Below are 20,632 nucleotides of genomic sequence, written 5' to 3' on the forward strand. Positions count from 1 at the left end.
GTAGCTTGCTTCGGTATAGAGGTACGCGCAGCGTCTTGTAGAAAGCGTCATTACGAATTAGTTAAACACTCTGGCTTGATGCTTTCTTGGCAATAGTTTTTAAGCGAGTTGCTCTGCTTTTACGGAGACTCTCACTTCTGCGAACTCCACCAGCCATCTCATATTCGCGGCTGTCTTTGCCGTATTTAAAAGCAATCCCTGTGAGCATTTTCTCTGAGAAAGCGCCCAAAGTTTGTTCTAACTCTTCAAGTTCTAATTTGGAAGAGTCAATCATGCTGAGAATAGTGTTATGCCCCTCTAACTTGGTACGTACCTGTTCAAGTAATTGTGTCAGGTTTGTTAAGTTATAAGCATCCCCAAGATCCAGATTGGGATTTATTGCTTTGAGTCCAGCGAATCTTAACTCAGCATTTTCTAAAACGCGAGATGTGCGTTTTCTTTGAGACATAGATTTATTTCCTTGTGAGGTTTCTAAAATTACTATGCCCTACTGAAGCTAAATTTTGGTTCAGCAAAATCCACAATAATTATTGTGTTTTGTAGCAGAATTTCTCAGTATACTAAATTAAGTATAATTTTATACTTATAAAGTAATGCGTTATCGTGCAGTGCAACGCACCCTACTACAGAATAAGCTGTGTCAACTCCAGAACAAGCTGTAGTTACTAAAACTTGTTCGTTTGTAACTCTAGAACAAGCTGTAGTTACTAAAACTTGTTAAGTGATAAGTTCAGAACAATCTGTAGTAACTAAAACTTCTACTTTACTTATCACTTAAGGACTTTGTATAATTAATAAATGATTTTTTTAAATAAAACTAAAGTTTTATTTATATAACGACAACTATTTGTAACTAAAGTATCTACATTTATTAGTACAGCTTAAGTTGTATAGGATTACTATTTGATTTTTGAACGAAATTAAGTATTGTAGAGTGTGTTAGAACGGAGTTCGTAACGCACTATGAACACGAGTTTGATGCCGTACTCTCCGTGCTAACACATCCTACGTATATTTTCTCCAAATCAAACCGGATTCTTATATTAACTACAGATGTTAGTTTAGCTATCAAAGGATGAGTTTTTGTAACTGATTCTCTTAAAACTAGAAAAATAATTAAAAGAGGTATTTGTTGAGGCTGGCTACGATTCTCAGGAGAAAATTATTGGCCTTGTGCAAAGAGGTTAAACGAGTGATAAAGAAGTTTTCTGTATATTCAGACAGGAATTCGTCGTCATGCTTGATATATTAGGATTGAGAAAAAGATTATTAAACTATTGGTGCTGAAACTACACCCTTTACCTCTAATGCAGCCGCAACCCGTAAAATTAAAGCTTCGTTATATGGTGCTGCTATCAATTGCACACCTAAAGGTAAAGTATTTTGGTGCTGAATTGGTACTGATAAAACTGGTAAACCAATAAAAGATAATGGTTGAGTAAATAATCCTAAATGAGGACGGACAAGAATTTCTTCCCCATCCAAAATCATGGTTTGTTGACCAATTAGCGGTGTGGAAATTGGTGTAGTTGGGGCAAGAATTATATCTACATTTTGAAAGACTTCCCGAACGCGATCGCGGTACCATTTTCTAAAGCGTTGTGCTTGCAGATACCAGCTACTAGGAATTAACGCCCCAGCTAAAAAGCGATCGCGTGTTGCTGAATCAAAATCTTGAGGACGACATCGCAATTTATCCAAATGCAGATTTGCGCCCTCACTAGCTGTAATCACAAAAGCTGCTGCACGGGCGCGGTGTGCTTCTGGTATGGTTACGTATTCAGTGACATCCAAAGAATCAGCTATCTTTTGCACTGCTGCTAAAGCTTCCGGTTCTGCGCCTTTGGTGAAATAATCAGCTGCAATGGCAATTCTGATATCAGAAATATCTTGTTTAAGTTGTGGTAAAACCAATTCAGGCGGACGCTTTGTGCAAACTGGATCGCGATCGTCTTCTCCTTGAAGCACATCAAACACCGTGGCGATATCCTGCACCGAACGCGCAAAAGGGCCAATATGGTCAAAACTGCTAGAAAATAAAGCTACGCCAGCACGAGATAACCTTCCGTAAGTCGGCTTTAAACCAAAAACGCCACACAACGCCGCCGGAACGCGAATTGAACCATTGGTATCAGAACCCAATGTTAACGGTACTAACCCAGCAGCAACAGCAGCCGCCGAACCACCCGATGAACCACCAGCAACTCGCTGTAAATCATGGGGGTTGTGAGTAGCACCGTAATGGGAGTTTTCTGTAACAAACCCATAAGCGTACTCATCCATATTTAAAGCGCCAACCAGCACAGCACCCGCTTGTTTCAGCTTTGCTAATGCGGTTGCATCTTGGCTTGCTGCTGGGTTCTCTGCATTGATTTTCGACCCCGCCAGAGTCGTTCGCCCTGCGATATCAAAGAGATTTTTCACCGCAAAAGGTACACCAGCAAGTATTCCAGGATGATTACCTTGGGCGATTTCCCTGTCAATGCGGGCTGCATCTGTTAAAGCCGTTTCAGCAATCACAGCCGTAAAACAGTTAAGTTGATTATCTTGCGCTGCTATTCGTGCGATCGCAGCCTTGGTAACTTCCACCGCGCTAACTTTGCCTTCACGTACAGCAGCAGCTATCGATACAGCATCATTCATGGTTCAAAAACTGGTGCAACTTCAATATCCTCTGGTAGCGGAAAAGAATTTACTAGATTAGCGATCGCACTAATTCTCTCAAAATTTGCCACCACACCATCACGATACTCATCCCTTAGCTGCAAATCCAACAACAACGCCATAAGATCAACATATTCATCTACATTAAATCTTTCCATCTCTTCTTTGCGTCCTTGGCGTCTTCGCGGTTCGTTATACCAATTCAATTAATGATTGCAACACATCCTTGGGTAAAGACGCGATGAATCGCGTCTCTACAAAGGGTCTATTTGTCGCATTCTTTTTTCAAATTGGTATTATTCTAAACTTATAACCTCTTTCGGCAACACAAAAAATCCATTCTCCCCCGCCTCAAAATCAACAACCTGAAACACAGCATCAATATTCAACTCACCATAAATATGAGGAAATAAATTACCTACCTCCGCAGCTTCATAACGAATTTCAGCTTTAACTTGTTCAGAATCAATGCAAAGAATTACCAAACCCTTTTGATTAACAAAAAAGCGATTCGCCACCCAGATAACTTGTGCTGCTGTCGAACAGTGGATAAATCCTTCCGAGTCTAACGTATCACCCCGATAGGTTCCAAGAATTTTTGCTTGTTCCCATTGTTTGCTTTTGGTGATATGTAAAATAGTGTTCATGGTAATTAATTAACTAATGCGATTAATTTTATACAGTAAACCTGGCTGTCATTTATGTGAAGGCTTGCAAGAAAAGCTAGAACAAATCCAAAATCTTAGTTTCGAGTTGGAAGTTAGGGATATTACGACTCGTGAAGATTGGTTTAGTGCATATCAGTATGAGGTGCCGGTACTTTATTTATCGAACCGCCAAGACGCCAAGGGCGCGGAGGGAGAAATTATAGAAGCACCATTGCCTCGTCCTTCTCCTCGTGCTAGTGTGCAGCAGTTGGAGCAAATGTTGCGTAAGTATTTAGCCAATTAGAAAAAAATAATGCAGAATAAGCGCAAGATTAAGAAGGTGACGAGGTTCACAAAATGAAATTGCGGGAATTACTAACGGCGGTGGACAGTGTTGAACAATTGCCTAGCCATCCGATGGAAGATGTGGAAGTTAGGGGTTTGAAGACGAATTCCCATGCTTGTAGTGCGGGAGATTTGTTTATTGGGATGCCAGGAACGCGGGTTGATGGTGGGGAATTTTGGCAAAGTGCGATCGCATCCGGGGCTGTAGCTGCGATCGTTTCTCCCGAAGCTGCACAAAAAAATCCTCCCACAAATGAGGCTGTGGTCATTAGTGCAAGTAACATAACTCAAGCTTGTGCCCAGATAGCTAGTGCTTTTTACGGTTATCCGGGGCGAAAACTCAAGCTGGTGGGTGTGACTGGTACAAATGGCAAAACTACAACTACTCATCTGATTGAATTTCTGCTCATTAAAGCTAATCTAGCTACAGCTTTAATGGGAACTCTCTACACTCGTTGGGCAGGTTTTGAGCAAACTGCTGCCCATACTACGCCCTTTGCGGTGGAACTGCAACAGCAGTTAGCAGAGGCTGTAAAGGCTGGTAGTGAATTCGGAGTGATGGAAGTAAGTTCTCACGCTTTAGCCCAAGGTAGAGTGTTGGGTTGTGAATTTGAGGTGGCGGTATTCAGTAATCTTACCCAAGACCATCTCGATTATCACACCGATATGGAAGATTACTTTGCCGCTAAAGCGTTGTTATTTAGCCCTAAGTATCTCAAGGGACGAGCAATAATTAATGCTGATGATTCTTACGGTAAGCGGTTAATTGCCTCGTTAGATTCTCAGCGCGTTTGGAGTTACAGTGTCAACGATAACAGCGCTGATTTATGGATGAGTGATTTAAGTTACCAGCCAAATGGTGTCAGTGGTACATTACATACACCAAAAGGTGATGTAGCTTTTCGATCGCCACTAGTCGGTCAATATAATTTAGAAAATCTTCTTGCAGCCGTAGGAGCAGTTTTACACTTAGGACTAGATTTGCAGTTAGTAGCGTCTGTGATACCTGAGTTTCCCGGAGTTCCCGGACGGATGGAAAGGGTACAAATTGATGCTAACCAAGATATAAGCGTGATTGTGGATTATGCCCACACACCGGATAGCTTGGAGAATTTACTGAAAGCGGCACGCCCGTTTATACCTGGTAAAGTGATTTGTGTGTTTGGTTGTGGAGGCGATCGCGATCGCACTAAGCGCCCAAAAATGGGTAAAATTGCGGCTGAGTTAGCTGATGTTGCAGTGGTGACATCGGACAACCCCCGGACTGAAGACCCAGAACGGATTTTGCAAGATATTTTAGCGGGAATTGCTGACACAATACAACCAACTGTAATTTGCGATCGGGCTACTGCAATTCGTACCGCAATTTTACAAGCACAACCCGGTGATGGAGTGTTACTTGCTGGTAAAGGTCACGAAGACTACCAAATTCTCGGCACCGAAAAAATCCATTTTGATGACCGAGAACACGCACGCGACGCTTTGCATCAAAGACTGAACATACAAGCCTAATTTGGGCATTGGGCATTGGGCATTGGGCATTGGGCATTGGGCATTGGGAATTGGGCATGGGAAAGAGGACTTGGGGACTCTTGAGAATTGGGGACAAGGGGAAACACTTTAGGACTTACGCACACTCTACGAATTCTCGGCGCTCTTGGCGTCTTGGCGGTTCGAGAAATTAAGCTTTTTAGCAATTTTTGCGTAAGTCCTAACTTGTTGCAAGTTCTAATTTAAGTCCCCTTGTCCCCTTGTCCCCTTGTCTCCCCTGCCCCTCTCTGCCTCTTCCCCTACTCCCTCATTCCCCACTCCCCACTCCCCACTCCCTCGTAGATGTAGTTTTTTATAGTTAATGTTTATTTCGGTGGGATTTTTGTAAAAAATGCACACATAAAGGTGAAAATCGAAGACAGAGTTATTTCTTGCTTCATTCAAGTTGTGCTTAACTCATGAATGTTTCTCTGGCTAAGGATCTGTCTGTTTATCAACTAGTTATGGGAGTGCAAGCGCCTCCTAAACCATTGTCCCTCAGTCCTGCTACTCTGCTATCACTGGTGAGAGCGCAAATTGACTTACTAATTGAGCAGCAAATTGCAGCTACTTTATGGCTGAAGCTACCACCAGAAAAAATTTGGCAATCAGAACTAGCGCGTTATCAATCCTCGGTAGGTGCGTCTAGTCTCATTTATACTTGCCAAATTGACGAGAGTGAAAAAAGAGAAGATGAGGGAGCAGGGGAAGTAGGGGAAGAAAATACCCCCTTATCTTCCTCATCTCCCTCATCTTCTTTATCCCCCTTATTCCCTCATCATGTCCGCGTTCACCTATCACCAGATAGCCAAATGCGACGGGAAAACTTTCTGATGGTGTTATCGCCCCAGTTTTGCAGTTTAATTTTGGCTAATCGACCACTTAAAAAACACAAAAATAAGACATCGGGGAAGGTAAATACTAATAAAAACCAACCGTTACTAATTATAAATAGTCTTGAAGGGAGAATAATTCAACAAGTATTAGATGGTATCGAACAAGCAATTACCCCAGAATCATCTCCAATTCCTGTTGATTTTACTTGTCCAACTGCGCCCCAAGGCGCACTGATGAATCAACTGTTTGCAAAACAACTTTTGCGACAAGATGAAATTAATCGTCAAATCATCGCAGTACGCACCACCAAGTTGCAACAGCAAAATCAAGAACTACAAAATAAAGAGCAACTTAAAGATGAATACTTAAAAAATGTGTGTCAGGAATTGCGTACACCCTTGACGCACATGAAGACAGCACTTTCATTATTGAATTCCCCTAATCTTAAACCCCCCCAGCGACAACGTTATTTACAAATGTTAAATACCCAGTGCGATCAGCAAAATTCCCTGATTACTGGTTTGTTGGAACTGGTGCAGATGGAACGTAATTTAGAAGGAACAGCTTTAGAGTCGGTGCGACTCTCAGATATTGTACCGGGAGTAGTTAGTACTTACCAACCTCTAGCCCAAGAAAAAGGGATTATGCTAGCCTACACCGTACCCACTGAACTTCCATCTATTTGGTGTGTGACTGGTGGGCTGAGGCAGATTGTGATTAATCTGCTGCATAACAGCATTAAGTTTACTCCTAATGGGGGTGAAGTATGGGTGCGTGCCCGAATTCAAGGCGATTATGTCCAATTAGAATTCCGCGACACAGGTATTGGTATTGCCGAAAGCGAGATTCCTAGAATATTTGACCGATTTTATCGTGTGCGTACAACAGCAAATGAAGATTATGGTGGTGCTGGGTTGGGGTTAACAATTGTACAGCAATTGCTGGTGCGCTCTGGCGGTTCTATTTCTGTGAAAAGTAAATTATATGAAGGTTCCACATTTACAGTGCAACTGCCAAGCGTTGGCGATACCCCAAAAGCGATCGCAATAGAAAATGAGTGATCATTTACAATTATCCCCTGAGTTAACTTTGTGATGCTATAGCAATCCTATTTGAGTTATGAAAATTTTAGTTATTAGTCATTAGTACCAATGGCTAATGACTAATAACTAGATTTACCCACGGCAATTCAATAAAACGAGCGTAGGCGTAGCCCGCCGCAGGCATCGCACAAGCGTGTCACAAAGACTTACGATGATTCTTAGCTAGAAGTTTTTGGTAGCGCGGCGCTAATTTGGCGGAGCATCATAACTTGCCAATAAGGTACAGGAGCCAGCAATACAGTACCAGTTCCCTCAAAAGTATTGACGATAAACTCACCAGAAGTCATCGAACCTAAAAGAGATTTGGTAGCTTTTTCAACGCGATAATTTAAGGTACTTGTGCGAGCTATGGCAAAATTTCCATCCACAACTAATCGGTCATTTCGCAAATTTATTACTTCTACAGGGCCTTGTGCTGCCATCACTACTGTACCCCTGCCTTTAACTTTTGTTTGAAACAATCCCTCGCCACCAATTAAGCCTGATACAAATTTGTTGCGTTCAACTCCTACTTCTACAGTGCCATCACTAGCCCAATAAGCGCCACTATCTAAAATCCATTCACTACCGTCTAATTCTAAAATGTGATATCCCGATAACGAAGGCTCTAAATATAATTCACCAGTGCCTGTATATGTAGGACGGAAAATATTTTCTCCCGTGGCTAGGGATTTTAAAAACCCGCCTGCTGAAGGAGCTTTAGATTGCATCTGAATGTTGCCACGTATATAGTACATAGCACCAGATTCAGTTCGGACTGTTTCGTTTTGTAAAGTTACCTTGACTAAACGTAAGCTTTCTTTCTCTATTACTTCAAAACCTGCCATAATTTTCCTTTTAATGTTTGCAGAAAGGTGTTCTTGGCTCTTAACTAGAATTTATATACATTGTTGCCATCTATTTTTACAGATGGCAAGTCAGAAAAATTTAATCAGATTGTTAAACAAAGTCTATTTGATGAAAATGAATTATCTGTGTTCAAAAAAAATAGGTCAACCTAATTAAACATAAAATCCTTAGTAAATAGATCCCCGAATTCTCTGAAAAGTTGGGGATCTATTGTTGTGTTTTATATCTACTCATCTACTGTTTAATTTAGCGTGAGTTCTACGGGTTATATTGTGTCCGCATAAATTAGTCGAATAAAAAGATATCTCCCTAGCTTTACTACGTAAAACCAGGGAGAGGTTTGTCGAACTCAGGTTAATTTAGAGTGAATATTTATAATTTTGAAAAATAGTTGATGAATCTTCACTCTTAAGCTTTAGCTCCAAATTGATGTTTATTGCTAACTTCTAGAGGGAGGAAAATCGTCAAAACTTCCCCATAGTGTGGACGCTGGCGCACAATCAATTTACCGCCGATCGCTTGAAACAAATGCTTGGTTGCGGCGATATTCAAACTAATCGTACCCGTTTCTGGTTGGAACATCAGCAATTGACCTAGAGCTTTGCGAATTGGTGGGGTTGCAGGTATAGCGGCTTTACTTGAATCTTTGCATCCAAATTGGGGTGATAATTGTAACTTTAGTTGATCTCCCGCCGGAATGACTTGTACTTGAATATGGCTACCAGCAGGTAAGCTGCGAGTGAAATTCTCTATCAAACCAGTGAGTACCTGATCTAGTATCATGGGATTACTCACCACAGTTGGTAGTTGCTGGGGTAAAACGACATTTAAAGTTAAGCTCCGCCGATGCGCGGCTTGTTCCCAACGGGGAATGCTCTGTTGCAACACTTGATCCAAAGACATCGGCGTAAGTTGAGTTTTTGGCGATTTTGCTGAAGTAGTAGTTTCCAATTCTGCTGCCTTAAACAGCAACTCCATGCGGTCAATTTGTTCGGTACACTCGTGATCGATAATTTTTAAACGATTGATCACGCTAGCATCTAAGTCTCGCCGCTTCAGCAGCAGACGAGTCATGGTGCGAATAGTTGTTAAAGGTGTGCGGACTTCGTGAGCGAAAGCTTGGAGTAATTCTACATCAGGATTTGGGCATTGGGCATTGGGCATTGGGCATGGGTTATTTTCTTTGTCTTCCTTGTCTCCAGTTCCTACTAAAGATTCCTTAGTTTCTTCTGCTTCTGTTAATTCTTGAAGCAACAACTGGCTAAACTGAATCATGATGCCGCAATCTGGCGCAACCATAGAATACTTTTGTACTAAAGTATCTAGACGGGCAAAAAAGTCTGGATTAGCCAGCATTACCCTTGCTCCTAGCGATCGCCAAGCTTGCTGCACTACCTCTGGTTCAAAAGAGAATGAAAAAGTTTTTTTACCGTTTTTGTGGGTTGCTAAAACCAGTACTAAACTAAATTTATCTGTAAAAACCAAGCAAAACTGCTCTGCACCTAGTGGATCGGCAGGTAATAAAGAAAGTACCGATTCATGGGGAGCGATTTCTTCATTTACAGACGCGATTGCATCTGGCATCTGAAATGGCATCAGCGCCAAAGGGTTAAATGGTTTTGCGGTAAAAGTTACTGTTTGTAATCTTTGAGTCAGTTTTGGCTGACTAAACAAAGGTGCTGGTGCAGCTAAAACTAATCCTTGGCTTGTATCAACCCAAGCAGATGCTAAAGTATTTAATAGCAAATGTTCTGTCGCTGCTAGGCTGACACGCCACTGCCGCTCTGCTTTAGCAGGTGAACATTCAGCTACACTTGATTGATTTTCAGCCAAGATTTCGCTCAGACTTGGCAACATCCATTTATACACAGGCTTTCACCCCTTAATTCAAGAGCGACTAACAGCGTCTAGGGTAGACATTTCACTACTACCTAAGAGGTTATAGCTATTTGCGTAGTGGCGACAGTGGTAGAACCGAACAATTCGGGCGCAATTTCCCCTCTAAGTGCGATGTCTACTACGGGCTACGCCTACGCAGTTATAGGTTGAAAAACAGTTGTACTTATTTTGTTACCGAATTATGGCGATCGCAGGTTAATGATTCTGCTGATTTCGCTTCTCGAATCGGGATTGCAATTACAAACTCTGCACCCTGTCCCAGTGATGAAATGCATTGCAAAGATCCACCATGCTTTTCAGTAATTATCTGGTAGCTGATCGATAATCCCATACCAGTTCCCCTACCAACTGGTTTTGTAGTGAAAAAAGGATCAAATAAACGCGACTGGATTTCTTCTGGAATTCCTGCTCCATTATCAGCAATCCGAATGACGGCATTTTCATTTACCTGTTCAGAATAAATGCGAATCAAGGGATATGGACAAAGTTCTTTTTGGAAACACTCTTCTAAAGCATCGATTGCATTTGCCAAGAGGTTCATAAATACCTGATTCATTTGCCCTGCAAAACACTGAATCTTAGGTATTTCACCATACTCTTTGACCACTTGAATTTGAGGGCGATTATTTTGTGCCTTAAGACGGTGTTGCAAAATTAACAGGGTACTGTCGATTCCTTCATGCAAATCAGCCGTTTTAAACTCAGCTTCATCCAAGCGAGAGAAAATTCGTAAACCGAGAACAATTTCCCGGATGCGTTTAGCCCCCATCTTCATAGAGGACAACATCTTAGGTAAATCTTCTATTAAGTACTCAATATCTGCTTCTTCGTGAGCATTTTTAATTTCTGGCTCTGGGTTGGGATAATAATTTTGATAAAGCTTAATTAACAATAGCAACTGTTGAATATAATCATCAGTGTACTGAATGTTACCGTAGATAAAATTAACCGGATTGTTGATTTCATGGGCAACTCCCGCCACTAATTGACCCAGACTCGACATTTTTTCAGATTGAATTAATTGAATTTGGGTTTTTTGCAGGTCTTTCAGAGCTTGCTGAAGTTCTGCTTCTGCTTGCTGACGCTCAACAATCTCGTCTCGCAATTGTTCGTTGGCATTGACCAACTCATCTCTGGAATGTTGCAGATCATCTGCCATTTTGTTGAAGGAAGTCGCTAACTCGCCAATCTCATCCTGGGAGTGAATATAAACTCTGGTATCCAGCTTACCTTCAGTCAGATTTACCACAGCTTGCTGGAGTTGTTTAATCGGTTTTGAAATGCTTCTAGAGATCAAATAGCCTACTAATAGTGCCAGTATGCCACATACCAAACTGATAATCGACGTGGCAACAATATTTTTATAGGCTGTTGCTAGGGCTGCTTTATAAAGCGGTGTATATTCTAGAATGACTGCACCAATTGTTTCACCCTTGCCAGTTTTAAAAGGAACAGCAATCAATCGAATCCCCTTTGGGTACTCAGGGCTGAACTCAATATATGATCTTGGTATATCATCTTGAATAGTTTTACCAACTTCATTATTACGATCGTGATCTAATCGCGTACCAATGTCTTCTGGAACTACATCTGCCAAAATGATTTTATTGCGGTCTACAATCTCCAGATCGCGCTGACGTTTCTTGTGTAGCGAGATAACATGCTCTTGCAATTCGGCTAGCATTTTATCTCGCGATCCAATTTCGTGGTATTCATCAAGTTCATGACTTACGAAATATCCCACTAGTCCAGCAACTTCTTCAGCCTCTTGTTGAGCAATATACTTAGCTATCTTCAATTGTTGATGAGCATTAATCGCACCAGTAATTACTGAGAGAGCAGCTATTCCTAGAATTCCCGAAATTAATTTCTGACTAATTTTCATTCTTTGCTCGAAACCTCAAGTGCTGACTACTGCGCTAATTCAGTTTTGGGGAGTTTGCCCTGATTTTAAAATTCCCAGATATGTGCCTGAAAGCTACAGAGTCAACAGCCATTAGTCAAATCTTTAATCTAGAGCTATCCGCCGTCGGCGATGCCTACGGCTGGCTACGCCTACGCATTTTTTTGAGTAGATTAACAATAGACCATCTCAAAGGCAGTTTATGAATTCTTTTGATTCAGTTGAAGATTTGGTACTAGTTGCTGGTGCGACTGGTGGAGTGGGGCAACTCGTAGTAGGCAAGTTACTAGAAAAGGGTTTGAAAGTTCGTGTCCTAACACGCAATGCCGCAAAAGCCGAAGAAATGTTTAATCGGAGAGTAGAAATTGCCGTTGGTGACATCCGCCAGCCAGCTACACTACCAGCCGCAACACAAAATGTCAGCCACATCATCAGCTGTACTGGAACCACTGCCTTTCCCTCTGCGCGATGGGAGTTTGAGCAATCCCCAAACTTGATTGAATGGGGAATTACTTTCCTTAACCCCAAATCTAGTGAAGCAAAAGCAAAGAATAGTCCGGCAAAGGTCGATGCCGAAGGTGTGAGCAACCTAGTGGCAGCAGCACCCCGCAATTTAAAGCGGTTCGTTTTCGTCTCTTCTTGCGGAATTGAGCGTAAAAATCAGTTTCCTTTTAGTGTTCTTAATGCTTTTGGCGTGTTGGATGCCAAACAAAAAGGCGAAGAGTCCATTATTAACTCAGGATTACCCTACACCATTATCCGCCCAGGACGCCTGATTGACGGGCCATATACCTCATACGACCTCAACACCCTACTGAAAGCAAAAACTGGAGGTAAATACGGTGTTGTCGTAGGCACTGGGGATACGCTTTCAGGTGATACCAGCCGAATTGATGTAGCAAACGCTTGTGTAGAATGCCTTTTACACCCAAGTAGTTCCAGGAAAATTTTTGAAATAGTCAACCAGGGACAAAGGCCGCCTGTAATTAACTGGGAAACTCTTTTTTCTAAGATTGAGTAAGTGCTGAGTCGTATTTTCTCCAATGCCCAATGCCCAATACCAAAATATTGACGATTAATACAGAATTCCTGAGGCAATGCTTGCGGTGGGCTATGACGCTCGATGACTCGCTAACGCTTCGCTATCGGCGTCGCACCCTTTAGTTTTGTTCTATTTTCGGTACTTTTGTAACTTATTACCTCTAAAGGCGGCAAACACGACTCTACCGTTACGGTTCACCCTAATTACTGAAAGTATTAATTCCCATACATTAGACAGAGTGAAGGCAATAAATCCATGAAATAACTAAAAAAACTATTTAGTTAGTTTAACCGTCCTAAGCAAGGTTCGGGAAACCACCCTTCATGGACTGGCTAACACTAAGCTTCAGTATATATATCAGCATATCTGGAGTTTTAACCCCAGAAAAGCCAAAACAAAGGTATTCATGCTGAACTGGCTGATTTATTGACCTTATTGGTTCAAAATTTAGTCCTTTATATTCTCATTCATTCATTTGTAGTTATACGGAGCCAGCACCTAAAATGGCAAAAGTAGTTGGAATTGACTTAGGAACAACGAACTCCTGCGTAGCAGTAATGGAAGGTGGTAAACCCACAGTAATTGCTAATGCTGAAGGTTTTCGGACAACGCCATCAGTAGTCGCATTTGCGAAAAATGGCGACAACTTGGTTGGTCAAATCGCCAAGCGCCAAGCGGTGATGAACCCCGAAAATACGTTTTACTCAGTCAAACGCTTTATCGGACGCCGCTTCGAGGAAGTGAGTAACGAAGCTACGGAAGTTTCTTACAAAGTCCTCAGCAGCAACGGCAATGTCAAATTAGATTGTCCGATAGCTGGTAAACCGTTTGCTCCTGAAGAAATTTCTGCAAAAGTTCTTCGCAAACTAGTTGAAGACGCCAGCAAATACCTGGGTGAAACTGTAACCCAAGCTGTAATCACTGTTCCCGCATACTTCAACGACTCGCAACGCCAAGCAACAAAAGACGCTGGTAAAATTGCCGGGATTGAAGTTCTACGGATTATCAACGAGCCTACAGCTGCTTCTCTGGCTTATGGATTTGACAAGAAGAGTAACGAAACCATCCTCGTGTTTGACCTTGGTGGTGGTACCTTCGACGTATCCGTGCTGGAAGTAGGAGATGGAGTTTTTGAAGTACTAGCCACATCTGGTGATACCCACCTTGGTGGTGACGACTTCGATAAAAAAATAGTTGACTTCTTAGCTGAAAAGTTCAGAAAAGCCGAAGGTATTGACCTGCGGAAAGATAAGCAAGCTTTACAACGTCTGACTGAAGCGGCAGAAAAAGCCAAAATTGAGCTTTCTAGCGTTAGCCAAGCAGAAATCAACCTACCATTCATCACTGCTACCCAGGATGGGCCCAAGCACCTGGATACAACCCTGACTCGCGCTCAGTTTGAAGAACTTTGCTCTGACTTAATCGACCGTTGCCGTATTCCTGTGGAAAACGCCCTTCGGGATGCCAAGTTAAACAAAGGCGATATTGATGAAGTGGTGTTAGTTGGTGGTTCTACGCGCATTCCCGCAGTCCAACAGATTGTGAAGCAGGTATTGGGTAAAGACCCCAACCAAACCGTCAACCCTGATGAAGTCGTAGCAGTTGGTGCAGCTATTCAAGCTGGGGTACTAGCTGGTGATGTAACTGGCATCTTGCTGTTAGACGTGACACCGCTATCTTTGGGTGTTGAAACATTGGGCGGCGTGATGACCAAAATTATCCCCCGCAACACTACAATTCCTACCAAAAAATCGGAAGTCTTCTCCACTGCTGTGGATGGACAGACCAACGTAGAAATTCATGTCCTTCAAGGTGAACGCGAATTCTCTAACGATAACAAGAGCTTAGGAACCTTCCGTCTGGATGGTATTCCTCCTGCACCACGTGGCGTTCCTCAAATTGAAGTGGTGTTCGACATTGACGCCAACGGTATCCTAAACGTTACCGCTAAGGATAAAGGTACTGGTAAAGAACAGTCCATCAGCATAACCGGCGCTTCCACCCTGGATAAATCTGACGTTGACCGGATGGTTAGAGAAGCTGAACAAAACGCTTCATCTGACAAAGAACGGCGTGAGAAGATTGAACGCAAGAACCAAGCCGACTCTTTGGCATACCAAGCTGAGAAGCAGTTACAAGAATTGGGCGATAAAGTTCCCGATGCTGACAAGACCAAAGTCGAAGGTTTGGTGAAAGAACTGCGAGAAGCAGTTGCTAAAGAAGACGATGAGCAAATCAAAAAGCTCACCCCAGAATTGCAACAAGCGTTATTTGCTGTTGGTAGCAATATTTATCAACAAGCTGGTGGCGGTGCTACACCTGGTGCTGAACCCCAAGATGGTGGTTCCACATCTAGTTCTGGTAGCGGCGACGATGTAATTGACGCTGATTTTACAGAGAGCAAATAATTCCCCTACTTCTTTTGGGAAGATTATTTAGTCCCACCTCATATTACCCACTCAGGCAAATCCCTGAGTGGGGATTTTTTTTTAGGAGACGCGATTAATCGCGTCTGTACAGGAGTTAGGAGTTAGAGTAGAACTAATATTGGTAACTCTTAATCTTAATTCTTAACTTTATTCCTAACTCCTCACTCTCAACTTCTAACTCCCTTATGCCATATCCACAAGCACCTTGGACACTTCAGGGCTATGCTATCCAAACTCTACATTTGGTAAATGTTGACCAAGTGCGCCCTTTGATTCCCTTAGAGTTAGAAATTATTTCTGTCTGGCCTGGTAAAACTCTCGCTAGCGTGTATTTATCTCATTATGGGTCAGGCTCGGTACTGGAGTACAGTGAGTTAATTGTTGCCCCATCTGTAGTTAATTACCAAAGAAAAATTGGTGGTTGGGTTTCCCACATTTATGTAGATAATGTTGATTCAGTGGCTGGTGGCCGAGAAATTTGGGGACTACCAAAGGAACTAGCTGAGTTTACCTGGGAACAAGAAAAGTTTGTTACTGTGCATCAGGAAAACCGGAAGCTGTGTAGTCTTAACTATAATCAACAAAGCTTGGCATGGAGACAGTGGTTAACTGCTTCTGCTTTCAGCGCCAAGGGTGGTGATTTGCTGATATTCCCTGCTGAATTTGAGTCTGTGTTGGGTTTGATTAGTTCTAAGTTAGAAATCCCTCCCGAAAGTCCTTTTTTTGGAATAGGTTTAGGTCAGCCTTGGTTAACTGTGCGTTGTGAGCAGATGAGTTTGCGGATTGATGCGCCAAAGGTTGTAGGACAGATGGCTATCTAGTCCACTGTGGCGGAAGTTTGCCTACTTTTGTTATTTGGAAGTTCCTAAATAAGAAAAAAGTCAGAAAAATCTTTCTACCCAAACCGGGGTATGAGTAGCATTCGCGCAGAAAACCGGGTTAAGAAATATTACATGGTTAATACAAGTATGTTTAAAAGCTGAAACCCTTATTTTCTCGTTGTAGTAGTGACTTGATGATAAGCAGAGCGTCAATGACCTTAGTTATGGATAAAATCTTTATCTGATAAAGCCTTCAAGCTTATCCCAGTTTTCGGTTCGCCTGTTACTCAAGCCCCTTTCCTTAGTCTCTAGTCCCTAGCTCCTATGCTTCCAAATCTTACGCAGCAGTTTAATATTGGTAATATTGTTAGCCTTGCTAGCTATTTATATCGTTCAAATTTCAAAAGATTTTCTCGCTTATCATTATTTGCCCATTTATGGCTAATAGTCCCTATTTATGGATGGGCAAAATTTTATGCGTTCGCTGGTTTAATTTCCCGTTTAGCGTTTAGTGAAATTAATGGTGAGCCTGAAAGCTCAAAAGTTGCAAAAATTCAGATTAAAAAAAGATTTTGGCAGTTTCTCATAACTGCAATTCTAGTTATATTAATATGTTTACTACAATTTTTTCTTTTTTACATTGCAATTTCAATAATTGCCGGAATAATCTATGGAATATTAGCAACAGTTTTTGGTGCCATATCTCAACCAATCAATAAAGCAAATCCCTTTGAAAATACTATATTTAGAATCATCATTATTCCGATAGCTATAGCTATTTATTCCAGCCCTCTGTGGTTTTACTCACGTTTCTTCATTACTGATTTACCTCTAGCAATAGAAGATGATACTAACTCCATTGGCGCAATTAAGAGAAGTAGACAACTAAGCAAGGGTTTAACATGGCGGATTATTGCCATTATACTCGTATCATTTGTAATTACTTTACCTATACAAATTTTAGGATGGTTGATTTATAGTATAGGATTCAATATTTTAATACGACTAATCTCCCTATTTTTATCTGGAACTTGGGCTAATGAAAATAAAATGTTTATCAGTATATTACCACTGATGATTTCAATTTTAATCAATGGCACTATATTGATGCCCTTTTGGCAATCTATTAAATCTGTAGTTTACTATGACATTATTTGTTGTCGAGAAGGTTTTGATTTAAAAATACGCGATCGCACTATTGAACTAACATCTGATTGGAATAAATAAATTGTAAAAAATGTATTTAATTGTAGTAAAATAGGGGTATAATTATCATCGGAATATAAAACTGAGTTAAGCTTAAAAGCTTTATTAAATAAGTATTCTACTGATAACGAAGGTCGTTGACTAATGCTGATCATGGAGTCACTACTCAACCATAAAACAAGGATTTTAGCTTCTAAAAATACTTGTATTACCCATGTAATATCTCTTAACCCGGTTTTCTGCGCGAATGCTACTCATACCCCAAATACAACAAAAAGTAGGAATTGGTTCGCGAATGTCATTCGCGAACCAATTCCTTTTTTCCACATCCCGTGAAAAGTCAGGTTTGGAATAGTTACGACAGCGCAAGAAGAGTGCGCTCAGTTGTGCATCAATTCACTTTTAACGCCCCCAAAGCTTTTAAAGTTCCTACCTCTGCTTCAGTCAACCCCATCACTTCAGTAATAATCATGCCTTCATACGGGCGGACTGGTCTGAAAGTTTGCCGACATTGCCCGGTAGTAATATCCCAACAGTTGATTGTTTCATCCCAGCTACCACTGAGAAGAGTTTGAGCGTCGTGGCTCAGATTAAGTGACCATACCCAATTGAGATGATTCTGTAGTGTAGCAAGGCAGTCTCCAGTAACTACATTCCAAATTTTGATATTACGATCGCTACTACTGCTAATCATGCGATCGCCATTGGCGGTGAACAGAATACTGAGTACCTGGCTGGTATGTCCAGAGAATGTACGCAGACAAACCCCTGTGTGGATGTCCCACAAGCGCACCAAGGAGTCATCACCACCAGTAGCAACGTATTGAGTATCTGGACTCACCGCAACTGCCCAAACACGGTTTGAGTCTGCCTCCCAACTATAAAGACAGGTTCCTGTTTCAATATCCCAGCGTTTAGCTATCTTTTCATAGCCACTGCTGAAGAGAGTCTTTCCGTCAGGACTCCATGCGATCGCTAACACAGAGCCAGGATGCCCCTGCCTTTTCCGACCGTCAAACTTTATACCAGGCTGTAGAGTATTTAACCCAAGTTGCTGGTTATCGACTGATATGCACTTGTTATCACTCAATTCATGCGATCGCGTACAACAAAGTTGGTGCCTAGCGCCAACGTGCCGATGCCATTGTTGCCAGCATTCAGCTACTTAAATGCCTATTAGTTGTATAAATTACTTATTCAATAAAAGCTTGTTGAAGAGTAAAAGAAAAAATGAATGCTTGTAGCTTAAGTAAAAACCCTTGATAAGTGACTGCATGTATTGATTTTGGAAAAACACAAGTGATACTACTAAACACAGTTTCGATATAATGCCGAGTATGTTGTTTAATATATTGATTCCAAGGCTGGTCTTGACGCTTGGAGTTCTTTTTCCTCATGACTTTTAAAGAAATGTGACTTGTTTGTTCCAAGTCATCCTCAATCGTGTAGTCGGTGTAAGCTGAATCACCATAAATTTCACTACCAGGTGGTAGATTCAAGGGTAAGGCATTTAAAGCACGTACATCGTTGGCACTACCAGGCATAAACACAAATTCGACAGGAATACCATTTTTGGTTGTTAATAACTGAACTCGAACCCCGTAAAAATATCGTTTTTTCGATGCGATGTAACCTCTATACTGCGCCGACTGTATTATTTTTACATTAAAGATACGGATGTTATCGCAGATGGGCACTGGGAACGAGTCTAAAAGATATTCAGTGGAATCACTAATTTCCTTCAGTGCCATTCCCACTTGATGAAACAAGTCGTTGATTAACATTGAGACACTGTGTAATCTCCGGTTAAATCGTGACTTTTCTAACATATTAGATATCAACTTATGTTCTTTCATATAGGTACAAGCCTTACTATGATTACCATTAAAGAACATCGCCGATGTTATTGCCGTTGTAATAATTTCTGCGTCATTCATCTCTCGACGACAATCTTCATTATGCCCAATCGCCTTTAACAGGTCGTCTATGATAGCATATATGGAAATTATTTCGTTTAGCATTTAGCCCTCCTAATTTTCTCTTCTTGGAGGGCATTTTATTGCTTTACTGTCCCAAAGCGATCGCCCATAAGAGTAACTAGCAACTTGGGTTATTTAGATAAGCAGTTTTAGCAAGAAGTCTGCACAATAATTAAACGCTTACATGAAATAGCAAAGGAGCGCATCTCATGAACTTAAACAAGTCTTGTTTATTTAAATTAGCAAGTGTTTTAACTTTAACCTCTGCTCTACAGATAACAGGTTTTCTCATACCTACAGAACCTATTGCTCACGCAGCTGAAAGAAATGGTCCCGTAAAGCTCTGTAACGGTGATGTAAGAGAAGATACTGTGACTGCTGCAATTATGTATTACAGCTTTGAAAAAAATGGTTGGATTGCACAGGGGTGGTACAACATTGCACCTGGTAAATGTGCTTATGTACTAAATTATCGTGGCGCTATGTTTGTTTATGGAAAAACTTCAAGTACAGTTTATAGTAGCTCAGGAAATACAGGTTTCTGCGGCCCAGTTTCTGATGGTTTTTATGGTTATCAGAAAACAAAGTGTAGAAGAAATGAAAAATTTTATCAAGGTATTGAAATCGCTGTTCCGTCTGATGGGGGTGGATTTAATTTCACATTTGGAGATCCCGATTTAGTTAGAGATATTTAGTAAATTGACACAATGATTTTGTGTGATCCCGATTATTTCGAGTTGTGGTGAAATAGGTAAGAGCGTTCGCACTTTTGGCTACATGATAATTTCCGGCATTGCATAGTCTACTGTTTATTGCTAACAAAGTTTGAGCGATTGCTTGGGTAATTTTTTAGTTGATAGCGATGTTGTCAGCTGCATGAAAAATCGGCGTGATGCTGCCTGTGCTACTCTTTCTACGATGAAAAAGAAAACCGACCCCAGTCCCAGCCCTCAGATGCCAATTACCGTTATGGCTGGAAATATATTGGTCTGTCAGAGCAAAAAACTTTTACTTGCGAAAATGGGGAGAGTGGCAAACAGGGACGCAAAGGAACAGATGGTCAACCAGGCAGTTATGGTCAGGTTTGGTTAGTCCAGGGTGATGACATTCCCAAAGAACAAATCAGTTATAGCGATCGCGTCAGCCTGTTAACTGATAAAACTATTCCTCTGCTCAAAAACAACTGGTTGGAAAAGACAGGATTACGGAGTTTACTTGGTACTGGTTCTGATGTTCGGGATACTTACGACTTGTTACAAACTGTCCAAGGTTCTTTTAAAGTGGCTTGGCAAGCGAAGCGGCTAAACGCCCACAAGAGTTAGGAGATCCTGAGATGAAAGCTGTGATTGCAGAATCAGGGCAACTGCAATTTTATATT

The 20,632-nt window shown here is 41.4% G+C and carries 20 protein-coding genes; 10 read left to right on the forward strand and 10 right to left on the reverse strand.

Annotated elements, in window-relative coordinates; all coding sequences use genetic code 11:
* Positions 1-61 precede the first annotated feature (61 nt).
* The 4 genes from CDC33_RS00755 to CDC33_RS00770 all read right to left on the reverse strand — a co-directional run bounded on the left by CDC33_RS00755 (position 62) and on the right by CDC33_RS00770 (position 3,311).
* On the reverse strand, positions 62-448 hold the full coding sequence (locus CDC33_RS00755; protein WP_100900943.1) for a hypothetical protein: 387 nt from the start codon (positions 446-448) through the stop codon (positions 62-64).
* An 821-nt stretch (positions 449-1,269) separates the two neighbouring features.
* Positions 1,270-2,643 (reverse strand): AtzE family amidohydrolase, encoded by a 1,374-nt coding sequence (locus CDC33_RS00760; RefSeq protein WP_109006859.1) that lies wholly within the window; start codon positions 2,641-2,643, stop codon positions 1,270-1,272.
* Positions 2,640-2,822, reverse strand: a complete 183-nt coding sequence (locus CDC33_RS00765) for a DUF4089 domain-containing protein (RefSeq protein WP_109006860.1) — start codon at positions 2,820-2,822, stop codon at positions 2,640-2,642. The genes CDC33_RS00760 and CDC33_RS00765 overlap by 4 nt, the downstream gene beginning before the upstream one ends.
* A 138-nt stretch (positions 2,823-2,960) precedes the next feature.
* The gene (locus tag CDC33_RS00770) at positions 2,961-3,311 is read right to left on the reverse strand and encodes a DUF952 domain-containing protein (RefSeq protein WP_109006861.1); all 351 of its coding nucleotides are present in this window, start codon (positions 3,309-3,311) and stop codon (positions 2,961-2,963) included.
* Between the two features lie 16 nt (positions 3,312-3,327).
* Here CDC33_RS00770 and CDC33_RS00775 point away from each other — a divergent pair, with 16 nt between their 5' ends.
* The gene (locus CDC33_RS00775) at positions 3,328-3,615 is read left to right on the forward strand and encodes a glutaredoxin family protein (protein ID WP_109006862.1); all 288 of its coding nucleotides are present in this window, start codon (positions 3,328-3,330) and stop codon (positions 3,613-3,615) included.
* 53 nt (positions 3,616-3,668) lie between these two features.
* A complete protein-coding gene (locus CDC33_RS00780) occupies positions 3,669-5,168 on the forward strand; it encodes a UDP-N-acetylmuramoyl-L-alanyl-D-glutamate--2,6-diaminopimelate ligase (RefSeq protein WP_109006863.1) in 1,500 nt (499 codons plus the stop codon).
* On the opposite strand, the gene CDC33_RS41085 is transcribed toward CDC33_RS00780, so the two are convergent.
* The gene (locus CDC33_RS41085; protein WP_280524386.1) at positions 5,165-5,293 is read right to left on the reverse strand and encodes a hypothetical protein; all 129 of its coding nucleotides are present in this window, start codon (positions 5,291-5,293) and stop codon (positions 5,165-5,167) included. The genes CDC33_RS00780 and CDC33_RS41085 overlap by 4 nt on opposite strands.
* Before the next feature lie 312 nt (positions 5,294-5,605).
* Between CDC33_RS41085 and CDC33_RS00785 the strand changes: the two genes are divergently transcribed.
* Entirely contained in the window at positions 5,606-7,084 is a 1,479-nt protein-coding gene (locus CDC33_RS00785; RefSeq protein WP_109006864.1) for a DICT sensory domain-containing protein, read from the forward strand.
* A gap of 200 nt (positions 7,085-7,284) precedes the next feature.
* Here CDC33_RS00785 and CDC33_RS00790 read toward each other — a convergent pair whose 3' ends face one another.
* From CDC33_RS00790 to CDC33_RS00800, 3 genes are all read right to left on the reverse strand, one after another.
* A complete protein-coding gene (locus CDC33_RS00790) occupies positions 7,285-7,953 on the reverse strand; it encodes an AIM24 family protein (protein WP_109006865.1) in 669 nt (222 codons plus the stop codon).
* Between the two features lie 430 nt (positions 7,954-8,383).
* A complete protein-coding gene (locus CDC33_RS00795) occupies positions 8,384-9,844 on the reverse strand; it encodes a sensor histidine kinase (RefSeq protein ID WP_109006866.1) in 1,461 nt (486 codons plus the stop codon).
* Positions 9,845-10,037: 193 nt separating this feature from the next.
* Entirely contained in the window at positions 10,038-11,759 is a 1,722-nt protein-coding gene (locus CDC33_RS00800; RefSeq protein WP_109006867.1) for a HAMP domain-containing sensor histidine kinase, read from the reverse strand.
* 80 nt (positions 11,760-11,839) lie between these two features.
* Here CDC33_RS00800 and CDC33_RS38155 point away from each other — a divergent pair, with 80 nt between their 5' ends.
* The 5 genes from CDC33_RS38155 (at position 11,840) to CDC33_RS00820 (ending at position 17,296) form a co-directional block, all read left to right on the forward strand.
* Positions 11,840-11,983 carry a hypothetical protein gene (locus CDC33_RS38155; RefSeq protein WP_181373847.1) on the forward strand — a complete coding sequence of 48 codons (144 nt, stop codon included), beginning with the start codon at positions 11,840-11,842 and terminating at the stop codon, positions 11,981-11,983.
* On the forward strand, positions 11,980-12,798 hold the full coding sequence (locus CDC33_RS00805) for an SDR family oxidoreductase (RefSeq protein ID WP_109006868.1): 819 nt from the start codon (positions 11,980-11,982) through the stop codon (positions 12,796-12,798). Before CDC33_RS38155 ends, CDC33_RS00805 begins: the two co-directional genes overlap by 4 nt.
* A 524-nt stretch (positions 12,799-13,322) precedes the next feature.
* The gene (gene dnaK / locus CDC33_RS00810) at positions 13,323-15,227 is read left to right on the forward strand and encodes a molecular chaperone DnaK (RefSeq protein WP_109006869.1); all 1,905 of its coding nucleotides are present in this window, start codon (positions 13,323-13,325) and stop codon (positions 15,225-15,227) included.
* A 206-nt stretch (positions 15,228-15,433) separates the two neighbouring features.
* The gene (locus CDC33_RS00815; protein ID WP_109006870.1) at positions 15,434-16,069 is read left to right on the forward strand and encodes an acetoacetate decarboxylase family protein; all 636 of its coding nucleotides are present in this window, start codon (positions 15,434-15,436) and stop codon (positions 16,067-16,069) included.
* Between the two features lie 324 nt (positions 16,070-16,393).
* Complete coding sequence (locus tag CDC33_RS00820) at positions 16,394-17,296, forward strand: hypothetical protein (protein ID WP_109006871.1); 903 nt, start codon at positions 16,394-16,396, stop codon at positions 17,294-17,296.
* Positions 17,297-17,666: 370 nt separating this feature from the next.
* On the opposite strand, the gene CDC33_RS00825 is transcribed toward CDC33_RS00820, so the two are convergent.
* Positions 17,667-18,365, reverse strand: a complete 699-nt coding sequence (locus CDC33_RS00825; protein ID WP_109006872.1) for a WD40 repeat domain-containing protein — start codon at positions 18,363-18,365, stop codon at positions 17,667-17,669.
* Positions 18,366-18,468: 103 nt separating this feature from the next.
* A complete protein-coding gene (locus CDC33_RS00830; protein ID WP_109006873.1) occupies positions 18,469-19,296 on the reverse strand; it encodes an IS982 family transposase in 828 nt (275 codons plus the stop codon).
* A gap of 167 nt (positions 19,297-19,463) precedes the next feature.
* On the opposite strand from CDC33_RS00830, the gene CDC33_RS00835 reads away from it, so the two are divergent.
* A complete protein-coding gene (locus CDC33_RS00835) occupies positions 19,464-19,949 on the forward strand; it encodes a DUF1036 domain-containing protein (protein ID WP_109006874.1) in 486 nt (161 codons plus the stop codon).
* A 492-nt stretch (positions 19,950-20,441) separates the two neighbouring features.
* Positions 20,442-20,576 (forward strand): hypothetical protein, encoded by a 135-nt coding sequence (locus CDC33_RS41090; RefSeq protein ID WP_280524387.1) that lies wholly within the window; start codon positions 20,442-20,444, stop codon positions 20,574-20,576.
* The last annotated feature ends 56 nt before the right edge of the window (positions 20,577-20,632 follow it).

The organism is Nostoc commune NIES-4072, from assembly GCF_003113895.1.
GTDB classification, from domain to species: Bacteria; Cyanobacteriota; Cyanobacteriia; order Cyanobacteriales; family Nostocaceae; genus Nostoc; species Nostoc commune.